At 43.6% G+C, this 11723-nt stretch carries 14 protein-coding genes; 6 read left to right on the forward strand and 8 right to left on the reverse strand.

What is annotated here, in order from left to right; translation table 11 throughout:
* Positions 1 to 66: 66 nt before the first annotated feature.
* From EAE30_RS13945 to EAE30_RS13970, 6 genes are all read right to left on the reverse strand, one after another.
* Entirely contained in the window at positions 67 to 507 is a 441-nt protein-coding gene (locus EAE30_RS13945) for a ribonuclease HI (RefSeq protein WP_005496785.1), read from the reverse strand.
* Between the two features lie 82 nt (positions 508 to 589).
* Complete coding sequence (locus EAE30_RS13950) at positions 590 to 790, reverse strand: AlpA family transcriptional regulator (RefSeq protein WP_001211744.1); 201 nt, start codon at positions 788 to 790, stop codon at positions 590 to 592.
* 64 nt (positions 791 to 854) lie between these two features.
* Positions 855 to 1454 carry a YagK/YfjJ domain-containing protein gene (locus EAE30_RS13955; protein WP_123017387.1) on the reverse strand — a complete coding sequence of 200 codons (600 nt, stop codon included), beginning with the start codon at positions 1452 to 1454 and terminating at the stop codon, positions 855 to 857.
* 53 nt (positions 1455 to 1507) lie between these two features.
* Positions 1508 to 2191 carry a YagK/YfjJ domain-containing protein gene (locus EAE30_RS13960; protein WP_123016465.1) on the reverse strand — a complete coding sequence of 228 codons (684 nt, stop codon included), beginning with the start codon at positions 2189 to 2191 and terminating at the stop codon, positions 1508 to 1510.
* A 63-nt stretch (positions 2192 to 2254) separates the two neighbouring features.
* Positions 2255 to 2935, reverse strand: a complete 681-nt coding sequence (locus EAE30_RS13965; protein ID WP_123016466.1) for an inovirus Gp2 family protein — start codon at positions 2933 to 2935, stop codon at positions 2255 to 2257.
* 342 nt (positions 2936 to 3277) lie between these two features.
* Positions 3278 to 3667 carry a helix-turn-helix transcriptional regulator gene (locus tag EAE30_RS13970; RefSeq protein ID WP_123016467.1) on the reverse strand — a complete coding sequence of 130 codons (390 nt, stop codon included), beginning with the start codon at positions 3665 to 3667 and terminating at the stop codon, positions 3278 to 3280.
* Between the two features lie 816 nt (positions 3668 to 4483).
* Here EAE30_RS13970 and EAE30_RS19060 point away from each other — a divergent pair.
* The 5 genes from EAE30_RS19060 to tyrS all read left to right on the forward strand — a co-directional run bounded on the left by EAE30_RS19060 (position 4484) and on the right by tyrS (position 8758).
* Complete coding sequence (locus tag EAE30_RS19060) at positions 4484 to 4891, forward strand: hypothetical protein (RefSeq protein WP_241967666.1); 408 nt, start codon at positions 4484 to 4486, stop codon at positions 4889 to 4891.
* Positions 4892 to 4981: 90 nt separating this feature from the next.
* Positions 4982 to 5929, forward strand: a complete 948-nt coding sequence (locus EAE30_RS13980; protein ID WP_123014135.1) for an IS30 family transposase — start codon at positions 4982 to 4984, stop codon at positions 5927 to 5929.
* 9 nt (positions 5930 to 5938) lie between these two features.
* Positions 5939 to 6331, forward strand: coding sequence for a hypothetical protein (locus tag EAE30_RS13985; protein ID WP_241967667.1), 393 nt, complete (start codon positions 5939 to 5941; stop codon positions 6329 to 6331).
* A 284-nt stretch (positions 6332 to 6615) separates the two neighbouring features.
* Positions 6616 to 7416: a helix-turn-helix domain-containing protein gene (locus EAE30_RS13990; RefSeq protein WP_123016468.1), complete on the forward strand. Its 801-nt coding sequence runs from the start codon at positions 6616 to 6618 to the stop codon at positions 7414 to 7416.
* A 91-nt stretch (positions 7417 to 7507) separates the two neighbouring features.
* Positions 7508 to 8758, forward strand: a complete 1251-nt coding sequence (tyrS, locus tag EAE30_RS13995; RefSeq protein WP_123016469.1) for a tyrosine--tRNA ligase — start codon at positions 7508 to 7510, stop codon at positions 8756 to 8758.
* Between the two features lie 196 nt (positions 8759 to 8954).
* Here the strand turns inward: tyrS and EAE30_RS14000 are convergent, their stop codons facing one another.
* Positions 8955 to 9950, reverse strand: coding sequence for a Gfo/Idh/MocA family protein (locus EAE30_RS14000; protein ID WP_123016470.1), 996 nt, complete (start codon positions 9948 to 9950; stop codon positions 8955 to 8957).
* Between the two features lie 395 nt (positions 9951 to 10345).
* On the opposite strand from EAE30_RS14000, the gene EAE30_RS14005 reads away from it, so the two are divergent.
* On the forward strand, positions 10346 to 10594 hold the full coding sequence (locus EAE30_RS14005) for a hypothetical protein (protein WP_123016471.1): 249 nt from the start codon (positions 10346 to 10348) through the stop codon (positions 10592 to 10594).
* A 156-nt stretch (positions 10595 to 10750) separates the two neighbouring features.
* On the opposite strand, the gene EAE30_RS14010 is transcribed toward EAE30_RS14005, so the two are convergent.
* Complete coding sequence (locus EAE30_RS14010; RefSeq protein ID WP_123016472.1) at positions 10751 to 11704, reverse strand: FAD:protein FMN transferase; 954 nt, start codon at positions 11702 to 11704, stop codon at positions 10751 to 10753.
* Between the last annotated feature and the right edge of the window lie 19 nt (positions 11705 to 11723).

Below are 11723 nucleotides of genomic sequence, written 5' to 3' on the forward strand. Positions count from 1 at the left end.
CATACCCCAAATAAAAATAGGGCATAGTTTGGGAGGTGTTATCCTCCCAAACTATGACTTCTTGTATTAGTCAGCTTCCGCCGCTTCAACCGCCAACAGGTCAGCTCTTTCGTTCCCTTCAATGCCCGAATGTGCTTTGACCTTAAATACCTCGACGTACTTCCTAGAACTCAACTCGTCCACTTGTTGCCAAAGCTGGCGGTTTTTAACCGGTTTCTTATCCGCTCGACGCCAACCTCGGTCTTTCCAATCATCCATCCAGATGTTGAAACCTTTCACACAATAATCGCTGTCCGAATAGATAACGTCCCCATCTTCTGCGTATTCCAATGCTTCAATTAAGGCCAGTAGTTCCAGCTCAGCATTGTCGGTTTTTCGATTGATGGTAAAACTCTCTTCATGAACAATCTCATTGTCTTCATCCATAACCACCAGCCCGATACCACCTCGTGTACATCCGTGTTGGTTGTTTGGTGCAGCGCCGTCTACGTAAATTGAATAGCTCATTTTTTATCTCTCTCTAATTGTAAAAAGGGCGCATGACTTTGCTTAGCCAGCGCCCCGTTGCTGATGTGATTTGATGTTTGTGTTACTGAAAGGATTCTTGGTTGTCTCGCATGCTCAGACGCGATTCCATCCATTCCTCTATTTCGCTTTCGACCCAAGCTACCGCTCGTCCGCCGAGTGGGACACTCTTAGGAAAATCGGTTTCATCTGCCATGAACTTGTAGATAGTTGAACGGCCTAGTCCTGTTAGTGACATCACTTCTTTAAGTCGTAGAAATCTCATGGGAATTGTCTCCTCTTGTATATACCCATGGGATAAGCCGCAACTGTAAAAAAATGCAGTCGGTCTATTCCAAGCTAGAGCCAAAGAAGTAACGCGCTTCTTTCCACGCTTCAACAAGAATGCTCATGCGATAGAAGACACTGTGTTTGATGTTCATGTCTTTATTTCGACAGCGTGTCCCCAAGCCATAGTGACCACGGTCATTGAGAAGCACTATTGAACGTTCTTTGCCGCTGTAGTGCTTTTCTATCGCTTCTTGCCAAGCCGTTTTAAGATGCTCAGCCAATTCGTTGCGTTTTTCCCAGCAAATAGCATCACCAAAATACTGGCTGTAATCAGTAAACAGCATCACGCGATAGTTGTGGGATGGCACCTTATCTTCCCGCTTACGCCATACATAGAACAGAGAATCCGTATTAAGTTTTTCTTTAAGCAACTTAAAGTAATCGTTGAGGATACTGAGGTCGGTATCTTGATGGTCTTCTGGCAAAAACAAGTCCAAACGTGTGGCGAGAGCGATGTCAAACTGACTGAGTGCCTGCTCAAAGACATCGACCATTGAGGTCAGTGCTGACTCGTATAACCCCTTGTCGCTGTAATACAGCGGGTAATCTTCAAAAGTTCTATCAAGAGTAATGCTTGGGAGGTAGGTTCTATTCGCCATGAGTAATGCCTTTTTGTGTGTGAATAACATAGGCATTACTCGCGCTGTATTTTTTAAGGTGAGTCGTGACTGCGACCAAAACTCATGCTGCGGTTATCGTCGCTTAGGGGGACGGGCCTCGCGAGACGACTCATCCGATAGAAGAGTTCATTTAACTGCAATGGAAACGCTTCATCCCCTTTTAGAAGTTCGTACATGTCATCAGCAGGGGAATACGCCAGCCCTAAGCACCTTCTACCGTAGCTGGTTTCGACTGCTCTATCCCATGCTTTTCTGACTCTGGACAGGTAGCGACTCCTCCCGCACCCACTTTTGCCTAAACAAAGATACAACCGCTTATCAAAGAACAAGACAAGGTGATACTGGCTGGTGGACTCACACGCCTTGAACCAAACATGGCAAATGACCGTTTGGTGATATTGGTGAGGCCTACGCCTGTACTTCATTAGGCACAACTCATTGGTTTCCAACTCCAAGGTACGAAAGAAATGACTGAAGACCTCAGAATGGTCTCCATCGAAGTCACTTGGTAGACGTACATTAAAGTGAGCGACACAAAGTTTAGGATATTGGCCGAGCGCTTCAGTCAGCACTCGGTCGATTCCCTCCAAGTACTCAAGGACAAGGCCATCTTTGTGGTAGTAGAGCGGTTTCCCATTAAACGTTCGGTCATGAGTGATTGTGAGGTGGTTAGACGCTTCTGAGCGATTGTGAATAAGGCTGAGGTGATTTGGTATGATGATGAGTTCCTGTGGTTTACTGTCATTCTCACAGGAACTGAGACTGCCGTTATTTTTAAGCTACTTATGACTATGGCCGAAATTGCGTCTACCGCTACCAAAGTGCTTCGTGCTCTCTTTTGCTAGATAGCTAATGTGCTTGAAGAACTCATCAAACGCATCATCAAAGTCATCAGAGTTACAATTCAAGCGGTGGATGACCACACTGTCGCTATTCTTTCTCTTTGAAAAATGGACTAATCCATTTGCTTCTTCGTAGTCGACACCGGCCACCCTCGCCCATGCCTCTACGATAAAAGAGCCTAAGTTCTCCTGTTGCGTTTGAGTTTTCCCCAACCAGTTAAATCTATCTTTGTTGAACATGAGTACTAGGTGATAGTGTTCATTCATCGAAGTAGAGCGCTCCCTCACCCAAGCAATCCGCACTTTGCAGGGATGCACTCTAGCACTCCCTTCTCTTTTCTTTCGTTTTCCCGAGTGATCAATCTGCGACTGTAATGAGCGTAGAAAGTCGGTCATGACATTACCGCTCTTTTCGTTTTTCCTTAGCTTGGGAAACCTCAAATCCACACGAACAGCCATTAGCCGAGGATACTCGTCCAATGCGAGATCAATCGTATTGTGCATTTTCTCTAAGTAGTCGATATAGAGTGGACCATGCTCGGTCTGGATAGGTCTACCCAGAAACGTTTTCTTGGTGGTTAGTCTGAGGTTTTTGTTTTTTCTAGAACGTACATTCATTCCTATCTACTCCTGTGTTTAGGTTCATAGATAGGTCTGTGTCGTTAATTTTTAATTGCGTACTGTGAGTCACTATGGTGACTCAGTAGAGGGTAATATGTCGATGTAATGGGTGAGTAGGTATGGTAGATATGACAGTAATAATACTAACCAGACAGACATTAACGACACTTAATTCCTTTAACATTTAGCCCTTTACAGACACACAAAAATCGAATCACAATTAACAATTACGCAAAATTTCAGAAACATTCAGCCTTGCATGGCAAAAAGCAAATTTGACTTACTATCAAATTAAAGGACAAGAGATGAGAGAAAAAAGAAGGGAGGATACCGTTGTGTTTAGAAGCAGTTTGCATCGCGGATAGTAATTTTCTTCGCGACCCAAGTAACAATGTCGTTGTACTTCCATCGAGGAATGTCTTTCGAGACACACGGAGGAAAATCTCCAGCTTTAATCATTCGATACAAGGTATCTTTGTTAAAGCCAATCATGTTCAGCAACGTTTTCCGGTCAACCAACTTCATTGAATTTTCGAGATTCGGTGACGTTATCATACCTTCATGCCAAACACCATCGACCCAGGCTTGTACTTCTTCCACTATCCATGCAGAAGCACGTTTACCAATGTGAATTTGCCTTGGGAACTTCCCCTCTCCAATCAATAAGTATAAATGAGCTCGGCTGATGCCCGTCAGCTCCGATAGCTCTTTACGTCTGATAAGTTGCATGATGTGAATCCTTTGGTTATTTCGTTCACATCAAAGGCAAGCGCCGTAAATTTTTGCAGAACAACAGAAGCTCTAACTGCTCGTCTAAATCAAGAACCTATTCGATCAAACATCAAAGATTATTTGAAAGAAAATCGAATTAACAATATAAGATTTCTAAAAACCACTTTTATTGCACTTAATAAGCATACAGAGCCCAACAGCCCTCAATTTTAATAAAAAAAATCGTCGAAATATTTCGATTTTTCTTGTTAAAAGTTTGCGATATTCAATCTAAAAAATTACTCTGTTTTTCCACAAAGATTTAATGAGCACACATCAATCATGAAAGGCCCAACCCATCGATTCACTCTCTTTCGAGATAACTCTCACGACAGTGAATTGCGCTTTTACATCAGTTACCTGTATTTCAAAAAACATAGGAATCTATTAAACGGTTATGACTTATCCGTGCTACAACGCAGTGGGTTAAAACATCACTTCACCGAGATTGTTGCAGAAAGCCTTATGATACTTACGGAAGATCTAGAAAACGGAATTCTTAGGGATGAGAAAAAAAGAGAGATACGCTATCTACTAAATGACCTAAACAGCGCTACTCAAAAATACATGCTTCCACATTATTGTACGTCGTGGATCAACAGCTATAGAGCGCTTTTCTTTGTTTATCTAATCATTAAAATTTCAATAAAAAGCAACATTTTAATAACAAGCAGCCGTTTTTCTAAAGTGTACATAGGACAGTTTTTATGACCCACGTTAAACTCACGTGGTCAGCAAGAAAGAAAAGAAGAACATGAAAAGAAAATTCGAGATATGTTCATTAGAGAGTTGAGTCAAGAAGACAGACAACGAAATTCATATTTTCGTGAAGGCGATGACAAACAGCCATATCTAACAGAAGAAAACCTTACCGATGAGAAAGTTGAACAGTATTTAAAAGACGAAGAAAAAACTATCGAAAAGATACGTAGTGAAGGCTCACCTTATCTAGACGCTTTAAGAGAGTTAGAAAATTACGATCCTGTCAATGACCTATATGCCAAAAACAAAATCATTGACTATTTCAATATCATTGCATTCACTCAAGAGGCCTACCGAGGTGAAAATGCTCGCTTCTTGGAACAGTTACAACGACTCTATAGACAATCCTACAGTGAGTTGTCCTCATATCGAGGAATCATAAAAAATGACAACCATGAGTTAATCCCCGATTTCAGATAATAAGTGCGACATTCATGGAAATATGTAGAAGAGGAAGCCAACTGCTGAAAGTGGTACGCTCTTCTCGCCAAAGAAACAAGCAGTACTACCATGAATTATCAACAGTTGACCGAAGGCAGAAGATACCAGATTTCTGCTCTTTTGGAACGGGGAATTTCGGTTCCTGAAATAGCTAAAACAGTTCAGTGCCACCGCTCGACGGTATACCGTGAGCTTAAACGCGGTCGGAAGGGAGAGCATTATTGCCCTAACGAAGCCCAGATGTCGTCTACCAAAAAGCGCAAAACAGCACGTAAATACCGAATACCAAAGGAACGTGTCGATTTTATCCGCCTTCTTTTAGAAACAGATTGGAGTCCAGAGCAGATTTCTAATGTATTAACGAAAATTGGTGCATCTGTCAGTCATGAGTGGATCTATCGCTTTGTTGCTCAAGATAAACGCTTGGGCGGTAAGTTATATCGTCACTTGAGACAAGGTCATAAGCGGTATCGCCGAGGTAAACAAGAGAAAGCTCCAGCGATAAAAAATGCCGTTTCGATTGATGATAGACCAAGCATCGTTGACAGTAAGGAGCGGTTTGGTGACTGGGAAATCGACACTGTGCTAGGTAAGCATGGTACAGGTGCAATGGTGACTATTTTAGAGCGTAAGACTCGATTTTACGTGGTAAAGAAAGTGCCATCTAAGTCAGCGGATGATGTCACCAAAGCGACAATAGAGCTACTGAAGCCCTATAAGAAACATGTCCATACCATTACGGCAGATAACGGGCGAGAGTTTGCAGGTCATGAAACCATCGCAAAAGAATTAAAGGCTGATGTGTACTTTGCTCATCCGTACAGTTCTTGGGAGCGTGGTGCTAATGAGAATGCGAACGGTCTTTTAAGGCAATATGTGAAGAAAGGAACCGATCTAACGACAGTGACGGACATCGATATAGAGTTCGCTTTATCGCGGATAAATTACCGTCCGAGAAAGTGTTTAGGCTTCAAGCAGGCAGCCATTATATTTGAGGAGATGGCTTTAGCTTCTTGATATTGGAGAGTGTCGCACTTCGCAGTTGAATTCGGGATCAATAAAACTTATGAAAGACTGATTAAGCAATTTGGTCTTCTTAGATTTTTCCCCCCTGTCGAAAACCCTGTGATAAGACAAGATTGTATAGTCGCTTTTCTAGATGTTCTTTGTATCACGACCAATAAGGATGAGTTCCAAGAGCGATTCAAACTCATAAGGGATAAATTTTCATTAGATAAAAGTGAATGTGAGGATTTCACTCTAGATTTTTCTGACAAACAGTGGAACATGCTTGTTGATATCGCTGACTCAAAGGCTCATTCAAAGATAAAACAAGAACTCAATAAAATGATCCGAGCAAAACACAAGCTTTGGAAAGCTGAAGAGAATATCAAGAACAAGGAAAAGGCTAGCAATTGACTTTAGGTACACAGATAGGTACATTTGCCTTAAACCTAAGCTATCCCAATATAGGCTTAGGCCAAGCAGGACATAGTATCTATCTGTTTGGGTTTTGCCCCCGCAGGGGGAGCCAAATTCCAGAAAAAAGACGTCCTAGGACGTCTTTTTTTGTATCTAGGTCTTGCAGTTGCAAAATTTCACATCACAACAGTAGTAAAAAAACCGCCGCCTTCGGCACTCAATTTTGAGCATTCTGGGGAATTGCGGTATGCTGTCCGCCTGTCTTAATCCTCTTACGTGATATGGCCCAATCGCAATTTAATCGTTTACTCGCAGAATCGATATCGTCGCTCAAATCGCCGAGTTTCACCTCTAAGCTCATGGCTCTCATTGCTTCGATACAAAGCTATGACAGCGCAGTGATTCTTGGCTTGCGTACAGGTAAACACCCTATCTATCTTTACGATTCCATTGAGAACAATCGTCATTTGCTTTTCGAGCGTTATCTCACCGCCGCATTTCAAGACGACCCATTCTACAAAATGCTCACCGTTGACGAACAGCAAGGTGTTTTTTCATTAAAAGATGCCAGCAAACACGATATGGATTACCAGATATACTGTACTCAATTTTATCGGCAAACGGGCTGGAAGGATGAATTAAGCATTCTCATTGAAATTGAACCCGATCGCTGGGTGGTGATTTATTTGGGGTATACCGAAAGAGATAACACCTTTTCGCCCTACAATGTTGAACAGCTACACTCCCACTTCGCCATCATCCAATCTTTATGTCAGCAGCATTGGAGAGACACGGAATTCCTTCTCGCAGAACCGCTCTTTCACCCTGAATCTTACTCCCTGCAAAGACGTGAAATGGTTGAGGAAAGTCTGCATTCTTTTGGTCACGGTGTCCTCTCGAACCGAGAAAAACAAATTGCCCGATTAATCGTACAAGGTCTTGATAGTAAAGAAATCGCACAACAATTAAACATTAAAGAAGGCACGGTGAAAAATCACCGAAAGCGCATTTACGCTCAGCTACGCGTTACATCGCTCAGTGAACTTTTCCAAGTGTTCCTCAACCATCTGATCACTCGATAAATGCCCATATTATCCCTTTAGGGATATATCCCCTCTCTGCGTCTATTCGTAATCTGTACGTCACCTCACTCATATCGATAAGACGCCTAAAATGACATTGATTCAGGAATTACAGACGCGTGGTTTAATCGCTCAAGCGAGCGACTTAGAACAAATACAGCAACAGATGAGCCAACCACAAACCGTTTACTGCGGTTTCGATCCAACGGCAGGTAGCCTACACATTGGGCATCTGGTGCCACTGATTATGCTCAAACGATTTCAGGACGCCGGACATCAGGCACTCGCGCTGATTGGCGGTGCAACAGGGATGATTGGCGATCCAAGTTTCAAAGCCGCTGAGCGTAATCTCAATGATGAAGCGACGGTTAACGGTTGGGTTGACGATCTCACGACGCAAATTGAGCAGTTACTCGCGCCCCATCTTAACCAACCGATAACGATTCTTAACAACGCCGCTTGGATGAAAGACATCAATGTTATCGATTTTTTTCGAGATATCGGTAAGCATTTTTCAATCAACGCCATGATCAATCGTGAGTCGGTGAAGCAACGCTTACACCGACCTGAACAGGGTATTTCATTCACAGAATTTAGCTACAGTCTGCTGCAGTCTTATGATTTTGCCGTCCTTAATCGTAACTATGGCTGTCGCCTACAAATTGGCGGAAATGATCAATGGGGAAATATCGTCAGCGGTATTGATTTAACACGTCGTCAAAATGGCGAACACGTGTTTGGCTTAACTCTACCGCTGATCACCAAATCCGATGGGAGCAAATTTGGTAAAACAGAAGGCGGCGCCGTTTGGTTGAATCCAGAAAAAACCTCGCCTTACATGTTTTATCAGTTCTGGTTGTCGACTGAAGATAGCGATGTCTACAATCTACTTCGTTACTACACCTTCTTATCCTGCGATGAGATCGCTCAGATTGAATCCAGCGACCGAAACAGTCATCGCAAACCTGAAGCACAAAACATTCTCGCGCAACATATGACGCGCTTTGTTCACGGTGAGGCTGGATTAAATAGTGCAGAGCGGATTACTCACGCTTTGTTCACTGGGGGTGTCGACACTCTTAATATCAGTGAACTTAAACAGTTAGAGCTGGATGGTATACCTAGCATCACAAGTCATCAGCAAGATACGGTAGACGTGTTGGTCGAGTCAGGGCTCGCCAAATCAAAACGCATCGCTCGTGAACTCATTGAAAACAATGCCATTCGTGTCAATGGTGAAAAAATAACGCCTGTGCATTCACAACTCGGTTTTCCCCTGTTTGACCAGTACTGGCTGCTTCAGCGTGGTAAAAAACATTTTTGCTTAGTCAAACGCGCGTAACCGCTCGCGAAATATCCAAGTCATGCAACTCACCTCTATAACATGAGAAGACGAGCATGACTTGATGAATCACTATATTAATCGGCTACAGCTAAGAGCCACAGGTTAAACGTCACGCGGCATCATCCCTTCAATGCACTCCCTCTGCAGCGCGCGCGGTGGCCGCGTCGATACGCAATAATACATATCAATACGGTTAAGTCCGATGCAAAAAAGGATACTCAAGCCCAATTTGTTGGCGAATCTCATCCATTGTTTTCATCGTATTGATGGTTTGCTGCCAGCTCATTACATCACTCTGCAATTGCCCTTTCGCTATACAGCTCATGACCTCTTCAATTTGATATTCAAAACCTGTCGCTCTGAACGGAAACGCGACCCGTTGTGGCTCTTCGCCATCCACGCATAATACCGCTTGCGTTGCCGCCCAAAACATCGACTCAACAAGGATACTTCCCTTGCTGCCATAGAGGGTAAAGCCATTTTCTAATGTGGTATTCAAACCACATGTGAACTGACTGGCGACCCCCTCATAATCAAGGATCACGCTAGTACGTTCGTCTACGTTAGTTTCACCAATCATGCCATTGGCAACAATGACGCTGGGTTCACGCTGCATCACAAACTGTGACATGGCAAGGTTGTAGATGCCCATATCTAACAGAGCTCCGCCAGCAAGCGCATTATTTAACAGGCGGTCTTCTTCATTACGGGGGACGTTAAAGGCGAATGAGGAGCTCAATAAACGTAAGTCACCGATGCGTTGTTCGCTGAGCCAAGTGAATACCTGCTGCCATGTCGGCAAAAAACGTGTCCATAACGCTTCCATCAAGAACGTTTGATGCTTTTCAGCCAAAGCAACAAGCTCGCGCGCCTGTACCTCATTCACTGTCAATGGCTTCTCACACAATACAGGCTTGCCAGCCATCAAACATTGCCTTGCCCATTGATAATGAAACCGATGTGGGGTGGCGATGTAAATGGCATCGACGTGTGGATTATCAATTAAAGGTTGATAATCATCGTAAGCATGCTCACTCCCGTATTCTTGCGCAAAGGTATTCGCACGTTCTCGATTCGAACTCGCAACGGCATATAAGCGAGCATTAGGGACAACGTCTAATGCTTTAGCAAAATTATGTGCTATGCGACCTAGGCCGATGATTCCCCAGCGAAATGTGTTGCCAGTCATAAACCTTCCTTATTATCCCTGATACACGCCAATTTTTTTCCTAAGTAAAGCCCGAGCTCTACCGAAGCCGTTCTGTCTTAATTTACCTGCCTTTTTGTGGTGTGTTTGTAGTAGAGAGAGATGGTATCGACAGTCCGTGATGCCAATCCTGTTGTGGTCCATAACTCGCTTCGTAGCAAGGATGAAAAAATGATAGAAAAACGACTCAACGAGGGCGGGAGCGGTCACGACACGGAATCAGAAAGATTCGCTTTGCACATTGAGTGAGTGAACCTTAACGTCATAGCACACGGATACTAGCCATAAAAAGACGACCGTCTAACGATACTCAAAGTAAACATGCCTTTGCAATTATGTTATTATGAAATCAATATTGTATTTGATGGAGATAAGTAATGGGCCATATTTTAGGTGACTCTTTCCCATACGTTGCAGGCGCTTTCAAGATTATTGTCATGTGTATTGGTGGCTATTTTGCGATTAAGTGGCATTTTGAGGAAGATAGAAGAGTAAGAGAAGCCAAAGGCGAAGTATTTGATAAAGTAAGCTACATGAAGAAATTGGCGATAATCATCACCTCTCTCATTTCCCTCGTTCTGCTTGTATTTCTCGTAGTTTATGCAACTAACTCGGTACTTTACTGATCCACGTTGTTGATACGGTCGATGTTGAGCGAGCTCAACGGATGAACTTACACGCTTAAGGACTTATCTGATAACACAGATGATGTCACACTGATGGATTTTCTCGCTCAATACTATCCCGTATCTTTATATAAACGCTGACGCGACCGCTCGCGACTAAACGTTGCTCGCTAAATCGGTCGCTTGTTGAGGACCTCGAAATCCGTTCGTCGTCATCACGTCGCCATCTACCGAAATAACCACCGCCTCAATACCTGCAATTGAATTTAAGTAGCTGATCGATTGTGCCGCCGAGTGTAGAAACCCTGCGGTACTCCAAATCTCACCATCCACCGAACGTTTGGACACAATCGTAAGACTCGCGATATCGGTTGCCAGCGGCATACCGGTTTCCCCATCCAACAAGTGATGATAACGCCGACCATTCAATTCAAAGAAACGCTCGTTGATACCGGAGGTGACCATCGACATATCCTGCAACGGCACTACTCGAATCACATCGCCTCGTTTGGACAAAGGGTTCTGAATGCCTACATTCCAAGCCCGGTTCATGTTATTTGGTGAATGTCCTAGAGTGAGGACGTTCCCCCCCAAACTGATAAAGCCGTGCTCAACCCCCGCGTCTATAAGCATGCGCTTGATTTGATCGGCAAAATACCCCTTGGCAATGGCACCTAAATCTATTTCCATTCCTGCTTGGCGCAGAAATACGGAATGGTCTTGCTCATTCAAGACAATCTGTGTGGGATCGACCAGCGCCAACTTTTCATTGATCACCGCTTGTGAAGGTATCGTCGCGGATTTGAAACCAATCCGCCATGTTTTAACCAAAGGGCCAATCGCAATATTGAACGGTGTATTGCTATCTTCGCTATGGTGTTTACCCAGTTTGATAAGCTCAAACAAATCTTGGGCAACCCTCACTGGCGCGATCCCAGCATTTTGATTCACTCGCATCAACTCAGAATCAGCGCGATTGGCCGTAAACCGATCGGCATAATCCTGCAATTGAAGATACGCTTGCTTGATAAGCTGCTCACCCTTTTGATGATGGACCACCAAATCAATAAAGGTCCCCATCATTTCAAATCTTGCGCTATAGCTGTTCATCGTTCTATCTCAATGGAAT

This window comes from Vibrio zhugei, from assembly GCF_003716875.1.
In the GTDB taxonomy this organism is placed as follows: Bacteria; Pseudomonadota; Gammaproteobacteria; order Enterobacterales; family Vibrionaceae; genus Vibrio; species Vibrio zhugei.